Source organism: Bradyrhizobium sp. HKCCYLRH3097 (assembly GCF_051167875.1).
Lineage (GTDB): Bacteria > Pseudomonadota > Alphaproteobacteria > Rhizobiales > Xanthobacteraceae > Bradyrhizobium.
This window is the reverse complement of sequence record NZ_JBNPTX010000005.1, coordinates 190,700-210,680: the sequence shown is the minus strand read 5'-3', so window position 1 is coordinate 210,680 and position 19,981 is coordinate 190,700. Positions and strand designations below refer to the sequence as shown.

18 protein-coding genes are annotated in these 19,981 nt (G+C 64.7%); 10 read left to right on the top strand and 8 right to left on the bottom strand.

Annotated features, from left to right (window positions below; genetic code table 11):
* Positions 1–58 precede the first annotated feature (58 nt).
* Positions 59–499, bottom strand: coding sequence for a hypothetical protein (locus ACQR0U_RS14900; RefSeq protein WP_434843445.1), 441 nt, complete (start codon positions 497–499; stop codon positions 59–61).
* A gap of 89 nt (positions 500–588) precedes the next feature.
* Here ACQR0U_RS14900 and ACQR0U_RS14895 point away from each other — a divergent pair, with 89 nt between their 5' ends.
* From ACQR0U_RS14895 to blaOXA, 4 genes are all read left to right on the top strand, one after another.
* Entirely contained in the window at positions 589–1,371 is a 783-nt protein-coding gene (locus tag ACQR0U_RS14895) for an ATP12 family chaperone protein (RefSeq protein ID WP_315749639.1), read from the top strand.
* A 61-nt stretch (positions 1,372–1,432) separates the two neighbouring features.
* Positions 1,433–3,082, top strand: coding sequence for a flagellar hook-length control protein FliK (locus ACQR0U_RS14890; RefSeq protein WP_434843444.1), 1,650 nt, complete (start codon positions 1,433–1,435; stop codon positions 3,080–3,082).
* Positions 3,079–3,360, top strand: coding sequence for an EscU/YscU/HrcU family type III secretion system export apparatus switch protein (locus tag ACQR0U_RS14885; RefSeq protein WP_315714536.1), 282 nt, complete (start codon positions 3,079–3,081; stop codon positions 3,358–3,360). The genes ACQR0U_RS14890 and ACQR0U_RS14885 overlap by 4 nt, the downstream gene beginning before the upstream one ends.
* A gap of 85 nt (positions 3,361–3,445) precedes the next feature.
* Positions 3,446–4,264, top strand: a complete 819-nt coding sequence (gene blaOXA / locus ACQR0U_RS14880) for an OXA-1091 family oxacillin-hydrolyzing class D beta-lactamase (RefSeq protein ID WP_434843443.1) — start codon at positions 3,446–3,448, stop codon at positions 4,262–4,264.
* A 197-nt stretch (positions 4,265–4,461) separates the two neighbouring features.
* On the opposite strand, the gene ACQR0U_RS14875 is transcribed toward blaOXA, so the two are convergent.
* Together ACQR0U_RS14875 and ACQR0U_RS14870 are read right to left on the bottom strand one after the other, a co-directional pair.
* A complete protein-coding gene (locus ACQR0U_RS14875; RefSeq protein WP_315714534.1) occupies positions 4,462–4,947 on the bottom strand; it encodes a hypothetical protein in 486 nt (161 codons plus the stop codon).
* 100 nt (positions 4,948–5,047) lie between these two features.
* Positions 5,048–6,019, bottom strand: a complete 972-nt coding sequence (locus ACQR0U_RS14870; RefSeq protein WP_315750032.1) for a dienelactone hydrolase family protein — start codon at positions 6,017–6,019, stop codon at positions 5,048–5,050.
* Between the two features lie 738 nt (positions 6,020–6,757).
* On the opposite strand from ACQR0U_RS14870, the gene ACQR0U_RS14865 reads away from it, so the two are divergent.
* Both ACQR0U_RS14865 and ACQR0U_RS14860 read left to right on the top strand, forming a co-directional pair.
* A complete protein-coding gene (locus ACQR0U_RS14865; RefSeq protein WP_315749644.1) occupies positions 6,758–7,939 on the top strand; it encodes an efflux RND transporter periplasmic adaptor subunit in 1,182 nt (393 codons plus the stop codon).
* 24 nt (positions 7,940–7,963) lie between these two features.
* Positions 7,964–11,104, top strand: coding sequence for an efflux RND transporter permease subunit (locus ACQR0U_RS14860; protein WP_315827350.1), 3,141 nt, complete (start codon positions 7,964–7,966; stop codon positions 11,102–11,104).
* Between the two features lie 30 nt (positions 11,105–11,134).
* On the opposite strand, the gene ACQR0U_RS14855 is transcribed toward ACQR0U_RS14860, so the two are convergent.
* On the bottom strand, positions 11,135–11,566 hold the full coding sequence (locus ACQR0U_RS14855; protein WP_434843442.1) for a DUF4260 domain-containing protein: 432 nt from the start codon (positions 11,564–11,566) through the stop codon (positions 11,135–11,137).
* 125 nt (positions 11,567–11,691) lie between these two features.
* On the opposite strand from ACQR0U_RS14855, the gene ACQR0U_RS14850 reads away from it, so the two are divergent.
* The 4 genes from ACQR0U_RS14850 to ACQR0U_RS14835 all read left to right on the top strand — a co-directional run bounded on the left by ACQR0U_RS14850 (position 11,692) and on the right by ACQR0U_RS14835 (position 15,196).
* Entirely contained in the window at positions 11,692–13,224 is a 1,533-nt protein-coding gene (locus ACQR0U_RS14850) for an acyl-CoA carboxylase subunit beta (RefSeq protein WP_009027335.1), read from the top strand.
* A 231-nt stretch (positions 13,225–13,455) separates the two neighbouring features.
* A complete protein-coding gene (locus tag ACQR0U_RS14845; protein WP_434843441.1) occupies positions 13,456–13,923 on the top strand; it encodes a hypothetical protein in 468 nt (155 codons plus the stop codon).
* 176 nt (positions 13,924–14,099) lie between these two features.
* Positions 14,100–14,819, top strand: a complete 720-nt coding sequence (locus ACQR0U_RS14840; protein WP_434843440.1) for an alpha/beta hydrolase — start codon at positions 14,100–14,102, stop codon at positions 14,817–14,819.
* 56 nt (positions 14,820–14,875) lie between these two features.
* Entirely contained in the window at positions 14,876–15,196 is a 321-nt protein-coding gene (locus ACQR0U_RS14835; protein WP_434843439.1) for a hypothetical protein, read from the top strand.
* Between the two features lie 356 nt (positions 15,197–15,552).
* On the opposite strand, the gene ACQR0U_RS14830 is transcribed toward ACQR0U_RS14835, so the two are convergent.
* The 4 genes from ACQR0U_RS14830 to ACQR0U_RS14815 form a co-directional block, all read right to left on the bottom strand.
* Positions 15,553–16,179 carry a peptidoglycan recognition protein family protein gene (locus tag ACQR0U_RS14830; RefSeq protein ID WP_434843438.1) on the bottom strand — a complete coding sequence of 209 codons (627 nt, stop codon included), beginning with the start codon at positions 16,177–16,179 and terminating at the stop codon, positions 15,553–15,555.
* A 114-nt stretch (positions 16,180–16,293) separates the two neighbouring features.
* Positions 16,294–17,019, bottom strand: coding sequence for a hypothetical protein (locus ACQR0U_RS14825; protein WP_434843437.1), 726 nt, complete (start codon positions 17,017–17,019; stop codon positions 16,294–16,296).
* A 16-nt stretch (positions 17,020–17,035) separates the two neighbouring features.
* Positions 17,036–17,389, bottom strand: a complete 354-nt coding sequence (locus tag ACQR0U_RS14820; RefSeq protein ID WP_315749656.1) for a hypothetical protein — start codon at positions 17,387–17,389, stop codon at positions 17,036–17,038.
* A 555-nt stretch (positions 17,390–17,944) separates the two neighbouring features.
* Complete coding sequence (locus ACQR0U_RS14815) at positions 17,945–18,643, bottom strand: N-acetylmuramoyl-L-alanine amidase (RefSeq protein WP_434843436.1); 699 nt, start codon at positions 18,641–18,643, stop codon at positions 17,945–17,947.
* Positions 18,644–19,981 lie beyond the last annotated feature (1,338 nt).

Below are 19,981 nucleotides of genomic sequence, written 5' to 3'. Positions count from 1 at the left end.
CGTCCTCCTCTTTGCAGCCTCTGCTTAAGGGGAGGAGAATCGGTTTCCGCTGCGGCCTTCAGTTCCGGAACTGCTGCAGGAACAGTGTGAGCGAATCGTGCGGGGTTTCGACGTCGAGGATGACCCAGCCGTCCGGCCCCTTGACCACGATGAAGTTCATCGTCACGCGGTGACCCTGGTTGTCGAAGCTGGCGGCGACATAGGTCTTGTCGAACTGCCTGCGCAAAATCGAGATCGCGACCGGGCCGAGCTTCCAGCGCGGGCTCTGCACCAGGAAATCGTAGGGCTCACGCCGCGGCGCCGTCCAGGCCCTGGCGAGGCTCGGATCGAAGAACTGCCGTGCGACCTCGGCCGTCCGCGGCAGCCCGGCGGAGAGCTCCGGCGCGCCCCGGCCGTAATGCGCATAGACGTTGCGCACCAGCGATTCCGGCGTGCGGAAGCCGGCTGAGGCCGGGACGGTGCTGCCGAGCAGGACGAGAGCGGAGAGCAGGGGACGCATCGGCAGCTCGCATTTCGGGCGGACAGGGCTTATCTACCGCGAAAACAACGGATCCCGTGTGATCATCCCGCGAGAGGGCTGGAATTCTGATGCGTGAACTGTTTGACGACGTCGTCGGCCGGTCGCCGCTCGATCCGCAGGAATCGGCGCGCCAGGCGATGCGGACGCCGCTGCGCAAGCGCTTCTACAAGGAGGCCGGGACCGCCGCCGCCGAGGGCGGCTTCAACGTGACCCTCGACGGCCGGCCGATCCGCACGCCGTCGGGGCGCGTCGTCATCGTTCCCGCCGGGGAGCTGGCGGCGGCCGTGGCCGCCGAGTGGCAGGCCCAGGGTGAGAACATCGACCCCGCCACGATGCCGCTGACGCGGTTCGCCAACAGCGTCGTGCAGTCGGTGGTCGACCGCACCGATGACGTGCGCGAGGACATTGCCAAATATCTCCAATCGGACCTGTTGTTCTACCGGGCCGGCCATCCTGAGGGGCTGGTCGCGCGCGAGGCCGAGCATTGGGACCCGGTGCTGGACTGGGCCCGCGATAGTCTCGGCGCGCATTTCATCCTGTCCGAAGGCATCATGCATGTGACCCAACCGGAGGCTGCGGTGCAGGCGGCGCGCGGTGCGCTGCCGACCGGCCCGTGGACGGTGGCGGCGGCGCATGTCGTCACCACACTGACCGGCTCGGCGCTGCTGGCGCTGGCGCTGGTTCATGGGGTGCGCGACCCTGGCCAGATCTGGGCGGCCGCCCATGTCGACGAGGACTGGAACGTCGCGCAATGGGGGGCCGACGAGGAGGCGATGAGCCGCCGCGCCGCCAAGCAGATCGACTACGAGGCCGCCGTCCGCATCCTCCAGGCGGTCGACGCCGCGCTCTGAGGCCGGTTAACGCCGGGTTTAGGGGCAACCGATAGGCTGTGCGCGTAACCCGAGTACGCGCATGGTCCAGAGTGTCACCCCGTCGCCTTCCGTGAGCGCCGTCCGCGGCGTCGGCAGCTCGCCGGCCGGAACCACGGTGGCGGCAGCAACCACGCTGCAGGCCGGCGCACTGGTCAGCGCCAGGGTGCAGCAGGTGCTCGCCGAGAATCTGGTCCAAGTCGCGATCGGAAACCTGTCGATGGAGCTCGCGAGCGAGCTGCCGCTGCAGGCCGGCCAGACGGTGCAGGTCGCCGTGTCGCAGACCGCGCAAGGGCTGCAGCTCGCCATCGTCGGGCAGGGCGGCAGCGCTGCCGCTGGCACCACCGGCACCCCGACGCCGGCCGCCACCGTCGTCGACGTCACCGGCCGGCTGGCGCCGGGGCTGCCTCCGCCGCCGGATCCGCTGACCGGGATGGAGCGGCTCGCATTGTCGATTGCCAGCGAGGAGGCGGCGACCCGTCAGGGCAGCCAGGGCCAATTGTTCGCCGATCTCCAGGCCGTCGCCGACTCGCCGAACCTTCCACCGGCCTTGCGCGCCGCCGTGGCCCAGGTGCTGGCGCAACAGACCCAGCTATCGCCGGCGCTGACCGCGGAGGATGTGCAGAACGCCGTACAGCATTCCGGCCTGTTCCTGGAATCCTCGCTCGCCAATGGCGCCGCCGGTGCCGGCACGCCCGACCTGAAGGCGGCGCTGATCGTGCTGCGCCAGACGCTGGCGACGGTGCTGCAGACCGCCGAGCCCGGCATGGCGGCGTCGACGCAGCCGTCGCCCGGTGGCTCCTACGCCTCGGTGCTGTCCGAGGCCGGCCGCGCCGCCGCCGCGCAGCAACAGAGCGGCGCACCCTCGCTGGTGCCCGACATCGAGATCGAGCTGCCGCCCCAGCCCTGGGCCACGGGAATGGGGCGGCCCGACGCCGCGTCTGCCGGCTTCACCGGCTCGGCGCTGATCGAGGCCCTGACGGGCGCCAAGGCGCAGTCGCTCACGCCCGGCACGGTGCTGGCCGTGCTGCAGGAAGCGCAGCAGCAGATTCCGCGCGCCGCCGGCCTCGTTCCCGGACGCAACGCCAATGGCCGCGCCGATATGGTCGTGCGCACCAACACGCCGCCGCCGCCGTTCCGCGGGGCTGCACCGATGCCGCAGGCCGTGGCGACGCCGACGCTCGGCCCGGACACGCCGCTGCCGGCGATCGCGCACCGCCTGCTCGACGAGACCGACCAGGCGCTGTCGCGCCAGACCCTGCTGCAGGTGGCGTCGCTGCCGGATCGCCCGGACGCCTCGACCGCGCGCACCGATCCCGCGCCGCCGCGCTGGAACTTCGAGATTCCCTTCGCTACCCCGCAGGGCACGGCCATGGCGCAGTTCGAGATCTCGCGCGACGGCGGCACGCAATCGCCGGACGCCGCCAAGCGCGTCTGGCGGGCGCGCTTCTCGCTCGACGTCGAGCCGGCCGGCCCGGTGCATGCGATGATCAGCTTCAGCGCCGAGCGCACCTCCGTGCGGATGTGGGCCGAGCGTCCGGTCACCGCCGCGCGCTTGCGCGCCGGTCTCTCCGAACTGAGCCAGGCCCTCAGCCGTGCCGAGCTCTCGCCGGGCGATCTCGTGGTGCAGGACGGCTCGCCGCCGGCGGCGATGCCGCCCAGGGCCGGCCATTTCCTGGATCGCGCGCTATGAGCATCGAGGTGAAGGCCGCCAACAAGACCCAGCTCGCCGTCGCCTTGCACTATGACAAGGGCCAGGGCGCGCCGCGCGTCGTCGCCAAGGGCAAGGGCACGATCGGCGCCAAGATCATCGAGGTCGCGAAGGCGCACGACATCCCGATCGAGGAGAACGAGGTGCTGGCCGGCGCGCTCTCCAATGTCGAGCTCGGCGACGAGATCCCGGAGGAGCTCTACAAGGCCGTCGCCGAGGTGCTGGTGTTCGTGCTCAACCTGTCGCGGCCGATGCGCTGAGCGCGCCGCATTTGTGATCTCCGTCATGCGTCGGTCGTCACCGCCCTGTGATAGGGAGGAGCCGACGACGACGGAGAAATTCGCGATGCCCATGATGAGCCGCCGCCACGTGCTCGCCCTGATGACCGGCGCCAGCCTGCTGCCCGCACGTTCATTCGCGCATGTCGCGCCGCCGCGCAACGAGATCCGCGGCGATCTCGCCAAGCGCTTCACCGACGAAGGCACCAAGGGGACTTTCCTGGCCTACAAGGTCGAGGAATATCTCGTCATCGCCAGCGACACCGATCGCTCCGGCGAGGCAAGGCTGCCGGCCTCGACCTTCAAGATCGCGAACTCGCTGATCGCGCTGGAGACGGGCGTCGTCGAGGATCCCGACAAGGACGTGTTCAAGTGGGATGGCGTCTCGAGATCGATCGAGGCCTGGAACAAGGACCACACCTTGCGCAGCGCGATCGCGGTCTCCGCCGTGCCGGTCTATCAGGAGATCGCGCGCCGCATCGGCGCTGAGCGGATGCAGACATATCTCGAGGAGCTCGACTACGGCAATCACGACATCGGCGGCGGCATCGACCAGTTCTGGCTGACCGGCGCGCTTCGCATCGATCCCGTCGAGCAGGTCGATTTCATCGATCGCCTCAGGCGTGGCGCGCTTCAGGTCTCCAAGCGCAGCCAGGATCTGACCCGCGACATCATCCCCGTGACCAAGGTCGGCGATGCCGTCATTCACTTCAAGTCCGGACTGCTCGGCAAGGAGCAGGGGGCGCTTGGCTGGATGGTCGGCTGGGTCGACAAGGGCGATCAGCCGACCGTGTTCGCGCTCAACATGGACTGCCCTGAGCCGCGCCACGTCGAGGCTCGGATGACGCTGACGCAGGCTTGCCTGAAAGACATCGGCGCGGTGTGAATCGAACTGCCGTGATGTCGTGGCGTAGCCCGGATGGGCGCAGCGATATCCGGGACCAGCGAACGTGAGTTCCTCGAAGACCAGGACACTGTCGTCATTGCGGGGAGCGAAGCGACGAAGCAATCCGGAGTCATCGAGGGACTCGGGATCGCTTCGCTTCGCCGCTTCGCGCGCAATGACGCGGAAATGTTGGTGGCCTATCTCCGCGCCAGCTCCAGGTCGACGCCCCTGATCTCCGTGCCCGCCGGGCGGATCGACACGGTCTGCCGGCGTCCCTGCGTCGTCAGCGACAGCCCGGCGGAAAACGTCTGCCCGCGCGCCTGGGCTTCGATGCGGTTGCCGACCGCGCGGCCCTCGATCGTGCCGGATGCGTTGTGGCTCGATTCGCTCCATTGCCCCGAGATCTCGCCGCCGCGATAGGCGACGTCGCTGGAGAGGTCGATGTTGTAGCTGTCGCTCGCGCAGCGGATGTTGAGCCGGAGCTGCTCGCCGGCGCCGCCGACGTCATAGGCCGCGCGGCAGCGCAGCCGCTCCTGGTTGCCGTCGGACATGCTGATCACGCCGCCGCCGGTCCAGGAGCCCTCCAGCCCCCGGAACGGCGCGGCAGGCGCCGCATGGGCCGCGCCGCCCAAGGCGAGGGCGGTCAGCAAAGTTGGGATCGCAAGGCGAGAGGCGCGCATCATCGGGCTCCGTTTCATCGTCGAAAAGTGAGCGACAACGCAGCAAGACCCGATGCGTTCGACCTGTCACCTCAAGAATTGATCCAAATCGTTCTATTTTTGCTCACGACAGTTTGAACAGTGCGCGCAGGAAATCCGTCACCGCCTGGCGGGCCGCCTCGGCCGTGGCCGGATTGCCGCCGACATGCGGATCGAACTCGACGCAGGCGTCCTGATAGGTGAAGGGCTGCTGCGTGTCGGCATTGATCAGCATCCCGCCGTCGCTCTCCTTGATGCGGCAGTTGCGCACGGTCTGCGCCTTCGGCGCGACGGCGAGCATGTTGGCGCCGAGCAGGCCGAGATCGAAGCCGTGCGGCGAGTCCGGATATTCGGTCAGCGCGACGTCGCGGCCCGCTGCCTTCAGCCGCTCGACATAGGCCTTGCAGGTCCGCACCGGATTGTAGTCGTCCGGTCCGCCGTGAAAGATCCGGATCGGCCGCGCCACGACGTCGGTCTCACCGAGATAGGTCGTCGAGCAGTCCGGATAGAACGGGATGTAGGCGGCAAATTGCAGCCCGGAATTGTTCCAGCGCTTGTGGAAGCGCTGGAGGCTAGCATACAGCGCCGCCTGTCCGCCGCGTGAAAAGCCCATCAGCACGATGCGCTCGGGATCGACGCGCGGATGCTTCGCCAGCACGTCCAGCGCACGATAGATGTCCATGATCAGGTTCAGCCGGCCGAGCTGGGCCTGGTTGGTGCTGGTCGCGGTGATGCCGCGCCCGGTGAAGCCGTCGATCGCGAAGGTCGAGATCCCCATTGCATTGAAGGTGCGGCTCCAGGCTGCGATGTTGGCGCCGACGCCGCCCGAGCCGTGCATCAGCACCACTACCGGCAGCCTGCCGCTGCCCTGCGCCACGCGCATTTCGCCGACGACGGTGACCGGCTTGCCGCCGTCGTCGCCGGAGAGGAACTGCCGGTCGGACAGGGTCAGCGAGGGGATCGGGTACATCTCGACCCGGGCGGGCACGTCCTTGGTGATGCCCTGCGCGCTCGCGCTGCCGCAGAGCCCGGGACCGAGTGCAGCGAGCAGCATCATGACCACCGCCGTTGCTGCCGAACGCCGCGCTGGTCCAGCGGTGGTGCGCGATACGCGTCTGAGACCGAAACAGGCGCGCGCGGCAAGCGCCAACGGCGCGCTACCATGGTGTCGCTCCATGACCGTCCTCCTGGCTCGCCGCTTGTGGCGCGGCTTTGCAACCAAGTAGAACGAGCGATCATGGCGCTGTCAAACCATCCCGTGAGATGCATGGTGGACAACGGATCGAGGGGGCATGTGCGTTGCTCGGGCGGGCAGCCCGGCGGAGAGCGGTATGCTGATCACGCGGCGCTCGTGCGACCGTTTGGCGATCGCGGCCTCTGCGCCCGGTAACGTGATCAGGACGAGGCGATCATCGACCGTCAGCGTCGCGTGATCCGACTTGTGGGTGATCCATTATCCTTTCGGTGTCGTTGCGGATTCTTCGTGCCTTTCGGACTCCGCATCAACGCCCGGGAAGCAAAGCGCGACATATCGCCCAGCATCCTTGCAGACTTCTGCGATGATACATGGTGCGCAGTTGTCGCAGTCGCCGCATGTTGCGGAAAAATTCTGGATTGCAGCTATCAGTTCGCCTATGAGGAGCGCACGAACGTTCGCCGGCTCGCGACGGTGGCATACGACGCGTCGAGTTGGTGAGCGACGATCTGGAAGACGGGCGGCGGATCCTCGGCGATCCGATGTCCTCGATAATCGTCCAGCATCCATGCGCGCCGGCGACGTAACAAGATGGACTTCATGCTGAGAGAGCAATTGATCCGTTCGGCCGGCGCGACGATCTGTGCGGTCTCGTTTCTCACGCTTGCAGCGTGCAGCGACCGTGACGGCTCCGGTGCCTCCCAAGCGTCGAGCCCTCCCGAGGTCGGCGTGATCACGGTCGAAGCGGCGCCGGTGACGTTGACCAAGAACCTGCCGGGGCGGATCACGTCGATGCGGATCGCCGAGGTGCGGCCGCGCGTCAGCGGCATCGTGGTCGAGCGCAGCTTCCAGCAGGGCGCGCTCGTCGAGGCAGGCGCCGTGCTGTACCGGATCGATCCGGCGCCGTTCCAGGTCGAGCTCGACAAGGCTCGCGCTGCGCTCGCCAAGGCCGAGGCCGTGCTCTATCAGGCCGATCGCCAGGAAGACCGCCTCAAGACCTTGTTGACCGGCCAGGCCACGTCCCAGGCGCAGTACGAGCTCGCGGTTGCCTCCGAGCGCCAGGCCGAGGCCGACGTCGCGGCCCAGAAGGCCGCGGTTGCGCAGGCGCAGCTCAATCTTGATTGGGCGACGGTGCGCGCGCCGATCAGCGGCCGCATCGGCCGTGCGCTGGTCACCGAAGGCGCGCTGGTCAATCCCAACGAGACGACTCATCTCGCCACCATCCAGCAGCTCGATCCGGTCTATGCCGACTTCACCCAGTCGGTTGCCGAGCTGAACGAACTGCGGCGCGATCTCGCGGAAGGGCGGCTGAAGAGCGTTGCGCCCGACGCGGCGCGCGTCCGACTCGTGTTGGACGACGGCTCAATCTACAAGCATGCAGGGCGCCTGCTGTTCTCCGACGTCAGCGTCGATCCGGGCACCGCCAAGGTGACGTTGCGCGGCGAGTTTCCGAATCCCGAAGGCGAGCTGCTGCCCGGTATGTATGTCCGGGTGCAGATCGAGGAGGCGATCGATACCAACGGCATCGTGGTCCCGGCGCAGGCTGTGCAGCGCACGACGTCGGGCAGCAGCGCCGTCTATGTCGTCAATGACGAAGGCCGCGCCACCCTTCAGCCGGTACGTGCCGGGCGCACGCTCGCCTCCGGCGTCCTGATCGAGGATGGCCTCAAGCCCGGCTGGCGCGTCGTCGTCGACGGCGTCCAGAAGGTGGCGCCCGGTAGTGCCGTCACAGCCGTGCCCTGGAAGGTTTCCGGCTCCGACAAGCCGTCCGCCTCGAACTGACGCAGTCACGGCCCGGAGGTTGTCATGTCGCGCTTCTTCATCGCACGTCCGATCTTTGCCTGGGTCGTGGCGATCTTCATCTGCCTGGCCGGCGTGCTGTCGATTCCGTTCCTGCCCGTCGCGCAGTATCCGATCATCGCGCCGCCCTCGATCTCGATTTCGACCGCCTATCCCGGCGCGTCGACCGAGAACCTGTATTACAGTGTCACGCGCCTGATCGAGGAGGAGCTGAACGGCGCCGCCGGCATCCTGAACTACGAATCGACCAGCGACACCACCGGCGAGGTCGAGATCCTCGCTTCTTTCAAGCCGGGCACCGACATCGACCTCGCCTCCGTCGACGTCCAGAACCGCATCAAGCGCATCGAGCCGCGCCTGCCCGAGGCGGTGCGGCAGCAGGGCATCGTCATTCTCGAGGCGAGCAGCGCCATCCTGCAATTCGTCACCTTGACCTCGACCGACGGCAGTCTCGACGAGATCGGGCTCGGCGACGTCGCGACGCGCTACGTGCTGCCCGAGCTGCGCCGGCTGCCCGGCGTCGGCCGTGCGCGGCTGTTCGCCACCGAGCGCGCGATGCGCATCTGGCTCGATCCCGACAAGCTGCTCGGCCTCGGCCTCACGCCGCAGGACGTCGATCAGGCGATCGCGGCGCAGAACGCGCAGGTCGCCTCCGGCCAGCTCGGCGTGCAGCCGTCGCCGACCCGCCAGCGGGTGCAGAACACCGTGCTGGTGAAGGGCCAGCTCGAGTCGCCGGAGGAGTTCGGCAACATTGTGCTGCGCGCCAACCTGAATGGCTCGGCCGTGCGGCTTGCGGACGTCGCGCGCATCGAGGTCGGCGGTCTCTCTTATGCGTTCTCGTCCTGGCTCAACGGGAAGCCCGCCGCCTCGGTCGCGGTGCAACTGGCGCCGGCCGGCAATGCGCTCGCCACCTCCAAGGCGGTCAAGGCGCGGATGGAGGAGCTTGCCGCGTTCTTTCCCCCGGGCGTGAAGTACGAAGTCTCCTACGACGTGACCCCGGTGATCGCGGCCTCCGTCAAGAAGGTGCTGATGACGCTGGGCGAGGCCGTCGTGCTGGTGTTCCTGGTGATGTTCCTGTTCCTGCAGAACATCCGCTACACGTTGATCCCGACCATCGTGGTGCCGATTGCGCTGCTCGGCACCTGCGGCGTGCTGCTCGCGCTCGGCTTCTCCATCAACGTGCTGACGATGTTCGGCATGGTGCTCGCGATCGGCATCCTCGTGGACGACGCCATCGTCGTGGTCGAGAACGTCGAACGCATCATGGCGGAAGAGGGGCTGCCGCCGCGCGAGGCGACCGACAAGGCGATGGATCAGATCACCGGCGCGGTGATCGGCATCACGCTGGTGCTGATGGCCGTGTTCGTGCCGATGGCCTTCTTCCCGGGCTCGGTCGGCATCATGTATCAGCAGTTCTCCGCCGCCATGGTGGTGTCGATCGGCTTCTCGGCGTTCCTCGCGCTGTCGCTGACGCCCGCGCTGTGCGCGACCCTGCTGAAGCCGATCGAGAAGGGGCACGGCCACGCCGCACGCGGCTTCTTCGGCTGGTTCAACCGCCGCTTTGCCGCGGCGACCAACCGCTACAGCCAGGCGACACGCTGGATCGTGGCGCGCGCCGGACGCTTCATGATCGTTTATGCACTGATCCTGGCGGGGCTCGGCTATTCGTTCTGGCGCATGCCCGGCGGCTTCCTGCCGGTGGACGACCAGGGCTTCGTCATGGTCGACGTGCTGGCGCCCGCCGATGCCAGCGCCAACCGGACCCTCGACATCTTGCAGGAGGTCAACGAGAAGCTGGTCGCGACGCCCGGCATCGACACGGTGTCGTTCGTCGCCGGCTTCAGCTTCTACGGCCAGGGCGCCAACACCGCGCAGGCCTTCGTGACGTTGAAGGACTGGTCGGAGCGCAACAAGGCCCAGAGCGCGGACGCCCTGATCGCCAAGCTCAATCCGGAGTTCGCGAAAATCCGTGATGCCGAGGTGTCGGTGCTGGCGCCGCCGCCGATCGACAATCTCGGCAACACCTCCGGCTTCAGTTTCCGCCTGCAGGATCGCTCGCAGCGCGGCTATGATGCGCTGATGGCGGCCAAGGATACGCTGTTTGCGGCCGCGGCGAACTCGCCCGTGCTCGGCAAGCTGAGCGTCGAGGGGCTGCCGCCGGCGCCCTCGGTCCGTCTCGAGATCGACCGTGCCAAGGCGGCCGCGCTCGGCGTCACCTTCGCGGCCATCAACGGCGCGCTGTCGACGAGCCTCGGCTCGAGCTACATCAACGACTTCCTCAATCTCGGCCGCATGCAGCGCGTGATCGTGCAAGCCAATGAGGACAAGCGCCTCAAGCCGGAGGACCTGCTGACATACAGCGTGCGCAACACGGCCGGCGAGATGGTGCCGTTCTCCTCCTTCGCCCGCCTGTCATGGGTGGTCGGGCCGACCCAGGTCGTCGGCTTCGACGGCTACCCGTCGGTCCGCATCACCGGCAATCCCAAGCCGGGCTACACCTCCGGCGACGCGATCGCCGAGATGGAGCGGCTGATGGGCACCTTGCCGAAGGGCTTCGGCTACGCCTGGACCGGCCAGTCGCTGCAGGAGAAGCTTGCGGGATCGCAGGCCGCGTTCCTGCTCGGGCTGTCGATCCTGTTCGTCTTCCTCTGCCTCGCCGCGCTGTACGAGAGCTGGGCGATCCCGTTCGCGGTCATGCTCGCCGTGCCGCTCGGCCTGATCGGCTCGGTCGCCGCGGCCTGGCTGCGCGGCCTGCCAAACGACGTCTATTTCACCGTCGGCGTCATCACCATCATCGGCCTGTCGGCGAAGAACGCGATCCTGATCATCGAGTTCGCCAAGGACCTGCGGGCGCGCGGGATGCCCCTGATCGAGGCCACCGTCACCGCCTGCGAGCTGCGCTTCCGGCCGATCATCATGACGTCGCTGGCCTTCATCCTCGGTGTCGTGCCGCTGGTGATCGCCACGGGGGCGAGTGGCGCGAGCCAGCAGGCGCTGGGCACGGGCGTGCTCGGCGGCATGATCACGGCGACCTTCCTCGCGGTGCTCTGGGTACCGGTGTTCTTCGTCGTGGTGATCCGGTTCTTCACCCGCGACAAGCCGGCCGCGGCGACGCCGAACCGGGAGCTGCCGTCGGCCGCGCACTGATCCGGGGCGTGCAGGGGACGCGCCGTCCGATCAGGCTGCGGCCCGGCCGATCCGGCCGAGATGGGTGAAGCCGAAGCCGTCGGCGTATTTCAAACCGTAGCCGGCGAGGCGGTCGACGCCGATATGGGCAAGCCAGACGGTCGCGATCGCCGTGACCAGCGGTTGTCCGGCCAGGAGTCCGAGGGCGAGCAGGGCGGCGGGCGCCAGCGTGCTGTGGACGGCATTGTAGACGACCGCGCCGACGCGCGGTCCGCCGAGATAGGCCGCGAAGCTGGTGTCCGGGGCCAGAAACAGCGCCGCGAACAGCCACCACGACCCGCCCTGGTGGGCATAGAAGGCGGCTGCGCCGGCGGCCAGCGCCAGCCCTTCGAGCCGCAGCAGCAGGCGCGGGCCGCCATGGACGGCGCCATGGGATGTGCCGGAAGGCTCAGTGACCAGATCCGGTTGAGCGGCCATATCCATGATTCTGCTTCCAATTCCGAACTGTGGGAGGAGGGGCGGCACGGCCGAAAGCGGCTTTCCGGCTCCGAAATAGCCGTGATAGAAGGCCGCCAACAGTCACGACATCGGGAACGGGCGGGAAGCGCATGAAGGACATCCTGGACACCCTCGAGGAGCGGCGCAAAGGCGCCAAGCTCGGCGGCGGCGAGAAGCGCATCGAGGCGCAGCACGCACGCGGCAAGCTGACGGCGCGGGAGCGCATCGAGCTGCTGCTCGACAAGGGCTCGTTCGAGGAGTTCGACATGTTCGTCGAGCACCGTTCGACCGAGTTCGGCATGGAGAAGACCAAGGTCCCGGGCGATGGCGTCGTCACCGGCTGGGGCACCGTCAACGGCCGCAAGACTTTTGTGTTCGCCAAGGACTTCACCGTGTTCGGCGGCTCTTTGTCCGAGACCCACGCGCTGAAGATCACCAAGCTGCAGGACATGGCGATGAAGGCGAGGGCGCCGATCATCGGCCTCTATGACGCCGGCGGCGCCCGCATCCAGGAGGGCGTCGCGGCGCTCGCGGGCTATTCCTACGTGTTCCGCCGCAACGTGCTGGCGTCCGGCGTGATCCCGCAGATCTCGGTGATCATGGGCCCGTGCGCCGGGGGCGACGTGTATTCGCCGGCGATGACCGACTTCATCTTCATGGTGAAGAACACCAGCTACATGTTCGTGACCGGCCCGGATGTCGTGAAGACCGTCACCAACGAGGTCGTGACCGCGGAGGAGCTCGGCGGCGCCTCGGTGCATGCGACGCGCTCCTCGATCGCCGACGGCGCCTTCGACAACGACGTCGAGACCCTGCTGCAAATGCGGCGCCTCATCGACTTCCTGCCGTCGAACAACTCCGACGGCGTGCCGGAATGGCCGAGCTTCGACGACATCGAGCGCGTCGACATGTCGCTCGACACGCTGATCCCGGACAATCCGAACAAGCCCTACGACATGAAGGAGCTGATCCTGAAGGTCGTCGACGAGGGCGACTTCTTCGAGATCGCGGAAGGCTTCGCCAAGAACATCGTCACCGGCTTCGGCCGCATTGCCGGCCGCACCGTGGGCTTCGTCGCCAACCAGCCGATGGTGCTGGCCGGCGTGCTCGACAGCGACGCCTCGCGCAAGGCCGCGCGCTTCGTCCGCTTCTGCGACGCCTTCAACATCCCGATCGTCACCTTCGTCGACGTGCCGGGCTTCCTGCCGGGCACCGCGCAGGAATATGGCGGCCTGATCAAGCATGGCGCCAAGCTGTTGTTCGCGTACTCGCAATGCACGGTGCCGCTCGTCACCGTGATCACCCGCAAGGCCTATGGCGGCGCCTTCGACGTCATGGCCTCGAAGGAGATCGGCGCCGACATGAACTACGCCTGGCCGACGGCGCAGATTGCGGTGATGGGCGCCAAGGGCGCCGTCGAGATCATCTTCCGCGCCGACATGGCGGATCCGGAGAAGATCGCCGCGCGCACCAAGGAATACGAGGACCGCTTCCTGTCGCCGTTCATCGCTGCCGAGCGCGGATACATCGACGACGTCATCATGCCGCACTCCACCCGCCGCCGCATCGCCCGTGCGCTCGCCATGCTGCGTGACAAGAAGATGGAGATGCCGGCCAAGAAGCACGACAATCTGCCGTTGTGAGCGGCGGTTGAAGAGCAGGGAGGGCGGCGCACCGGCGGGTCGCCGTCGTATTTGACGAAGTCTGGCGGCCGCCGCGCGCTGCCGCTGGATCGGCGCGGCAATCTGCGCCGTTTTCGCCCCTGGCGTTAAGCTTACGGCTTAACTAACCTTTAACGAAGGGTTTGCGGGAACTGGGCCGCTGGCCTAGCCTTTGTCGATCGCTGATGGGTCAGAAGAGTAGGGTCGCGTATCATGGCTGTTAGAACATCGGCATATCGGAATTCCAGAGTTCTGGTCGTCTGCGCGGCCGCCGCCGCGCTGGTGTTCTCCTCCGAGGCCGCGTCGGCCCGGTCTGGCGTTGCCGTGGCTGCGCCCGCGGCCGCCGGTCAGGCGGGGGCAAGCCAAGTCGTCCCGCCGGCGCCTGGCGTGCGGTCCTTCGTCCGTCACCACCACCGCGGCTATCGTTCCTATCTGCCGGCTGCCGGCGCGTTCGCCTATGGCGGCTATGGCGAGCCCGTGCCGCAGCAGATCCCCGAGCACACATCGGCCGATGTGCGCTACACCTATACCTACGACGTCCCGTGGGACTGGGTCCACCGCTTTCCGCCGAACGTCGTGCCGTCGGATCGCCCCTATGTGTCGAGCTGCCCGATGCAGACCGTGACGGTGCCGGGACGCCGCGGCGGCGATCACTCCGTCACGATCACCCGCTGCTACTGACGTTTTGAGCCAGCTCAATGCGACCCGTGTGAACCGGCGCTAGATTTCATCAAATACCGACCGGCCTCGCTCGCGCGAGGTCGCGAGGTGACGAGGCCCGGACTCCTAGGCACTCCGGGCCTCGTTGATTCTGATAGTCTCCCGTCATCGCGCGAGTCGGCGCGGGGGAGGCTCCAATGATCGAGACGACGGCGAGGTCGCGTTTTTTGATCGTGCGCATCTGCATGGCGCTGATGATATCGGCCGCCGCCGCTCAAGCCGCCGGCGCCGATGAGACCGTGACGATCGGCGGCTCCCGCGTCGCCCTGATCAGGCCGGCCTCGGTGCGCGCCAGCGTGATCCTGCTGCCCGGCGGCGACGGCGCCATCAATGTCGGCGATCGCGGCGACATTCACGGCCTGCTCGGCAACCAGCTGGTGCGCACGCGCAACGCCTATGCCGCCCGCGGGCTCGCCGTCATGGTCGCGGACGCCAGCACCGATTTGAAGGCCGCGGTGGACTACATGGCCGCGATCAAGCGGCCGGTGACGGTGATCGGGACCAGCCGAGGCACGTTGCGCGCCGCGGAAGGCATTGCCCGCGGTGCCCGGCCGGATGCGCTGGTGCTGACTTCGGGCTTCCTCAGCTCGGAGTCCGGCAGCTCCTCGAACGTGATGTCGATCCTGGGCTCGCCCTCCGCCTTGCCGCGGACGCTGGTCATTCATCACACCAGTGACGGCTGCAAGTTCACGCTGCCGGCGGGCGTCGATCCATTCATCAGATGGTCGGGCGGCCGCGCGCGGGTGAAGTGGCTGTCGGGCGGCGCGGAGGCGGGGGATCCCTGTCAGGCGCGCGGCCATCACGGCTTCAACGGGCTCGACGGGCAGGTGGTCGGCCTGGCCGCAGGGTTTCGCTGAGCGGCCGATTGCAGGTAGACTCCGCGACAACACCAACATGGTCCGGAGGAAACTCGATGCAGTCAGCCATTTTCGTCGTTCGCGCGACCCTGCCTGATCCCGCCCGGCGCGATGAGTTCGATCGCTGGTATCGCGACGTTCATCTGCCCGACGCGATCAGGAGTTTTGGCGTGCGCAAGGCGTGGCGGATGTGGAGTCTCGCTGATCCCTCGGTGCATCAGGCGATGTATCAGTTCGATGCCATTGACGCGATGGAGCGCGCCGTCGGCGGCGACGAGATGAAGCGCCTGATCGCCGACTTCAATCGCGACTGGCCCGACGTGACGCGGACGCGCGAGAGCTTCGTACTGGCGGACGGATTTCCAGTTGATTCTTGACTTTGGGTGCATTCTCATCGAGCTGCGGTAGCCATCAATTCGCGAGTGGCCACCAAATGCTCGTAATCGGAGATGAATTTTCTTCAGCATCCGCACAATGGCCGAGCAGGTGTTCAACAACCTGGCAATTGTCTCGCTCGTACGGCGTCACTTTGGCTGAGGCCAGAAGAGCAGCTAAGCACAATTCAGCCAAGACGAAGAAACGCATTTTGCGGAGTTCGTAAGCAATCGGACAATGCGCACTTGGACAATAGCGTATTTCACCCAACTCGTAAGGCCGGTGCTGGATGCTCTCGGCGCTTTCGGAAATGATGGTCTCACGCGGTCGAGGCCCGCCGGCAAAATCGTCAACCGGTCTATATCTCCTTCAGGATTGCTTCTATTTCGGGTATCAAGTTCCGCCCGGGACAGTCGGTAGCGGCATGAAGTTTGTGGATGGTGACGCTGGACGTTGGAAGATTCCAACGAATTAAGAGCCACTTCAATAGGCCTCGCAATGCTTCTCTTTGCCCTGGGCGTACCACTTCATGTTCGAAGTCACCCTCGACAGCAATCTGAATGTAACCTCTAGGATCGTAGCCCGTATTAGTGTCACCGGCGAACCTTACATCCCGTCCCTCAGCGATGGAGCCCCTTGCGTCGATGTAGAAATGATAAGGTACATCGGGCCAGGATGGTTTTGACTTTGATGGTGAGACTCGACCTGGCGATTGCGAGAATGCCTGCAAGCCGCGCATCTTCGCCTCGATGCTGGTCGAGTTGTTACTTCGAACGCCCGTATGATGTATAATTATGCCAATGACAGTCTGGGCTGTCATTCCACCATTTGCCGGTTTCGCTCCCCATTGTTCGCGCGACACGATCTCCGGCTGCGCGCCCTGAACATCGGGGTTTCGGTCAGCAAAGGACCGCTCGGTACTGGTCGCGCTGCAATTCGAAAGGGTTGCAGCGAGGGCGAGTAACAAAACGAGCTGCTTCCCCATGGCCATTCCTTCGGGTCTGAAGTCGAATAGAGCGTATCCGGATGCTATTAGGAGTGCCTAGACAATGGTCAGGGCGGCCCAAGCTGGACGATCGGCACCAAAGTTAGGCGCGCTTCAGCAGCTATTCTTAAAGTATGCTGTTGGATAGCCGCGCTGCTTGTATCCTTGTGCGGCGCTCTGGGCTGTGTCCCTGTTCAGCGGGCCGACTCCGACACAGTACCAGCCGGCGCGGAAGTTAGGATAGTAATTACGAGCATTTGTGTCGATGAGTTGTGCTTGAAGCGCACCGCTGACTCCGCGGGCGACACTCAGATCTTCGGAACAATATGCTATCGCGTAGTAGCCGCACCTGCGGCCCCCTTCTGAGGCCGGGTTCGGCTGCGTAGGGCTGGGTGCTAAAGCTGCGTTGGGCGCCTGAAGAGCAGCGGGTGCCATCGCCGTTGCAGGTCGGGCACTCGAGTTGGCCTTCTCATTTTCAGAGTCGGCCCTTTCAAAGACGGCATTTGCGAAGCAAGGGCTTGAGCCACTCTTCAACTCCCATACCATCTTGGCTTGAGCATTCGTAGTAAGAATGAGGTAGTAACAGGTAAATCCAGCGCCAGCGATCTGATAGTTCGATCCGCTCTCGCCCCTTGAACTCGTGATGGAGGCCTGACCGAGATTGGGTAAGCTAGCTTCGCGCGTCTGACCAATCTTGTTGAAGACGATGTGCGGTCCAGGCGGACTGATCGAAACCCACACGCCATCGAACATTTGTAAGGCATCGTCGGCGAGCGCATTTGTCGAGAAAGCCAATGATACGCTCGTCACCCCGGCAACGAGAAAGACGGGAACGCGCATCGCTCACTGCTCCGCGCTAGGGAGGATCTTTCTTGAAATGCGCAGATGGGAAACACACCGAGGAGCCACCTTTGAGTTCCCAGGTCATCTCGCTATTGTTTATCTTGCCGACGAAGTATTGACACGAAAAGCCCTCGCCGGAGACTAGGAAGTTCGACCCGTTCTCGCCGTTTGAAACTCGGATGGCCGCCTGTCCTAAGACAGGAAGGCTGGCTTCACGAGAGTTGAGGCCCACCTTGTTGAAGATGAAGTGCGGACCGGGCGGATTGACCGAAACCCAAACGCCGTTGAAAATGTCCAGCGCGTCCGCCCGAGCGTTAGCGGTTGCAAAAACAAGGAGGTACCCAAGAGCTATCAAAAAACAGCGCATTGCGCTTCCCCTTCAGGTTAATATACTAAGGTCAAAAAGCCGTATGCGCGGCATTGCCAAGGCTACAACCACTGCATTAGGATTTCCAGTGTTTTGACGAGGCCCGGACTGAGCACGGAATAAGGGCAGAGGGGGATAGTATGTTGATAGTTAGGGTATGGAAGAGTGATTTCTCTTCGAAGCTTCTGGTGGCCGGCCTCTGCGCAGCCTTTTTCCTGCCTCAAGCCCAAGCGCAAACTCAAGGCCTTCTCGATGGTCGGTTGCTCGGCAACTGGCTCAAGAGTGGATCCGGAGACAATATTCGCTTTCTGTCAAATGGTGATTTGAACATTTCGTTTTCCGGGGCGGCAACCGTTTTCAACGGAGTCGGATCGGTCGAGAGGTGTGCCGATGGCGGCGCGAATATTTGCCTGGTCGGGCCGCGCTTTAGGTGTGCCTACCGGTATGCTTTTGCCGGTGAAGGACTAAATCTCTCGTTCCGTACAGGTGGGCCGGACGTGGCCTGTAGAGCCGCGGCAGGCGATTACCGGCGGGTGGAGCCCTAAGCGACTGGGGCTACTTCCGGTCTGAATCGTGTCCAACGAGCAGTCCCGGCGGGGCTTTTGATCCACTGGTCCCGCAAAAACGTCTGCTGACGGTTTGAGTGATTGCTTGAGCTATTTGAGCCTGCATTGTCTCCGTTTGAAGATTGATTTCGTCCGCTCGGTTGACGATCACGCCCGCCTCAAGGAGCAGAGCCGGATAGAAAGCTTCCTTCAGTACGGCTAACCGATCATTCAGATAGATCCCGCGCTGCCGATCAATGAGTTTTCGCCCTTCACCGGGAATCTTCATCGCATGGTGCAACGAAGGCCGCAGTCCTTGCCTGATCAGTTCATCTGCCAAAATCTGGGCAGCCGCTAAGCTTTCGGAAAACTTAGGAGTGAGCTCGGACAGGAAGATCGAAAAGCCGGAAAATTCGTCGCTGTAATGGTTTGCTCGTCCGGCGAAGCTCCATTCATGGATGAATAACGGCTGAACTGAATCGTGATGAATGGAGATAAATAGAGTTGGAGAATAGCGTTTTGCCTGGGCGACGCGGTTGAGTAGCTGTTCTTGACCTATGCCGTGTACGACCAGCACGCTCACAAGGTACCCCGACCTTGCAAGTTCCAATGAAACCCTGCGAGCGAGGTTGAGGTTGAACTCAAACTCCGGCACGCCGCGCGCGCTAGTCGCTCCGGGTTGCTCAGGCGTGTGGCCGACGTCCAGCATAACCTTCGCGATCGATGTGCAGTGCGGCACAGACGCTGACTGTGATGCTGCGGTCGGTATCAGAGCGATACTGCTAAGGCTGCTCGCGAGAAGGACAGCTCGAAGGCAAGATAATGCTCGCATGGAGGCCCCGGTCCAAAGCACCGCTTCTAATGCAATTGTCGATGGAGACCGATCCGATCAATCATACGGTTGTGTTCGAAGGAACTGTTAGCAGCCGTCGCCACTGCGAAGCCGAGATAAGCAGGCTTTCAACTGGGAAATCCGCCTCGAATAGGCGCTCGCCAAGCAAGTTATATTCGTAGCACAGGCATTTCGATCGTTGGACAACCAACTCTTCTCGGTTGCAGCCAGTCGTGAAGAGCTGGCTGCGTCACCATTGCTGCGAGCGTAAGCCTGAGCCGATGTATACAAAGCGTCAAGATTTTGATCGAGCTGAGCTAGGCCGCTGTCTGAACAGACAGTTCGTTCCGCCTCATTCAATCGCGCGGAGCAGGAGAAGCTCGGAGAGACGGGGGGACGAGGCGGTGGAGGTGGCGGTAACGGTGTCGGTGCCGGTACTGGTACCGGGCTATCGGCTTGCTCGAAAGCAGCTGATTTGAAACAGATGTCCCCACCGCTCTTCAGCTCCCAGACCATTCTTGTCCGCTGGTTGGTGGTGAGTATTAGGTAGAAGCAGGTGAACCCTGGGCCCGAGATTCGGAAATTTGATCCGTCTTCTCCATTGGATGGACCTATCGTGGCTTGGCCTAGTATCGGCAAACTAGCCTCTCTTTGACCCAGGCTGATCGTATTAAACACGACGTGCGGTCCCGGCGGGTTAACTGCCACCCACACGCCGTTGAAAATCTGTGTTGGATCGCCCTGCGCCTGAGCGCCGACGGCTGAGGCTAGGGAGCTCAACAACACCAAGGTAATGGCACGATAAAACACTGCTTGCTCTGAACGTTTCTTCAATTCGGGTGCTCAGTCTAATCCGCTCGCCAGCGGCTGATCAAGCCATACTCGACTGGACCGCGTACGCTCCTCCCGAGGCCGGATCACTATTGCCGCGCCATGTCCGATCGTTACGTGCTGGTCATCCGAACGCGTAGTTCTCCGCCTATTCAAGCGTTCACTCACAAGCGTCGTCCTGAATCGTAGTCGGCAACATTGAACGTCGGGGCTTTCCGCACTTGGCTATGGCATTGGGGTGTATGGTCGCCGCAAGCGTCGCACTCGTTGCAACCCCGTCGGCCGCTGCACCGCCGTCAGCCGCGCCGCTCGACGATGGCGCCGCGGTGGAGCGCGCGATCGGCGGCGTGAGATGTCGCGGCTGATCGCGGACTTCAATCGCGA

Bases quoted from the DNA above. Each gene is read 5' to 3' on its own strand.
- ACQR0U_RS14900 (WP_434843445.1), bottom strand. From the start codon at position 499: ATGCGTCCCCTGCTCTCCGCTCTCGTCCTGCTCGGCAGCACCGTCCCG.
- ACQR0U_RS14895 (WP_315749639.1), top strand. From the start codon at position 589: ATGCGTGAACTGTTTGACGACGTCGTCGGCCGGTCGCCGCTCGATCCG.
- ACQR0U_RS14890 (WP_434843444.1), top strand. From the start codon at position 1,433: ATGGTCCAGAGTGTCACCCCGTCGCCTTCCGTGAGCGCCGTCCGCGGC.
- ACQR0U_RS14885 (WP_315714536.1), top strand. From the start codon at position 3,079: ATGAGCATCGAGGTGAAGGCCGCCAACAAGACCCAGCTCGCCGTCGCC.
- blaOXA (WP_434843443.1), top strand. From the start codon at position 3,446: ATGCCCATGATGAGCCGCCGCCACGTGCTCGCCCTGATGACCGGCGCC.
- ACQR0U_RS14875 (WP_315714534.1), bottom strand. From the start codon at position 4,947: ATGATGCGCGCCTCTCGCCTTGCGATCCCAACTTTGCTGACCGCCCTC.
- ACQR0U_RS14870 (WP_315750032.1), bottom strand. From the start codon at position 6,019: ATGATGCTGCTCGCTGCACTCGGTCCCGGGCTCTGCGGCAGCGCGAGC.
- ACQR0U_RS14865 (WP_315749644.1), top strand. From the start codon at position 6,758: ATGCTGAGAGAGCAATTGATCCGTTCGGCCGGCGCGACGATCTGTGCG.
- ACQR0U_RS14860 (WP_315827350.1), top strand. From the start codon at position 7,964: ATGTCGCGCTTCTTCATCGCACGTCCGATCTTTGCCTGGGTCGTGGCG.
- ACQR0U_RS14855 (WP_434843442.1), bottom strand. From the start codon at position 11,566: ATGGATATGGCCGCTCAACCGGATCTGGTCACTGAGCCTTCCGGCACA.
- ACQR0U_RS14850 (WP_009027335.1), top strand. From the start codon at position 11,692: ATGAAGGACATCCTGGACACCCTCGAGGAGCGGCGCAAAGGCGCCAAG.
- ACQR0U_RS14845 (WP_434843441.1), top strand. From the start codon at position 13,456: ATGGCTGTTAGAACATCGGCATATCGGAATTCCAGAGTTCTGGTCGTC.
- ACQR0U_RS14840 (WP_434843440.1), top strand. From the start codon at position 14,100: ATGATCGAGACGACGGCGAGGTCGCGTTTTTTGATCGTGCGCATCTGC.
- ACQR0U_RS14835 (WP_434843439.1), top strand. From the start codon at position 14,876: ATGCAGTCAGCCATTTTCGTCGTTCGCGCGACCCTGCCTGATCCCGCC.
- ACQR0U_RS14830 (WP_434843438.1), bottom strand. From the start codon at position 16,179: ATGGGGAAGCAGCTCGTTTTGTTACTCGCCCTCGCTGCAACCCTTTCG.
- ACQR0U_RS14825 (WP_434843437.1), bottom strand. From the start codon at position 17,019: ATGCGCGTTCCCGTCTTTCTCGTTGCCGGGGTGACGAGCGTATCATTG.
- ACQR0U_RS14820 (WP_315749656.1), bottom strand. From the start codon at position 17,389: ATGCGCTGTTTTTTGATAGCTCTTGGGTACCTCCTTGTTTTTGCAACC.
- ACQR0U_RS14815 (WP_434843436.1), bottom strand. From the start codon at position 18,643: ATGCTGGACGTCGGCCACACGCCTGAGCAACCCGGAGCGACTAGCGCG.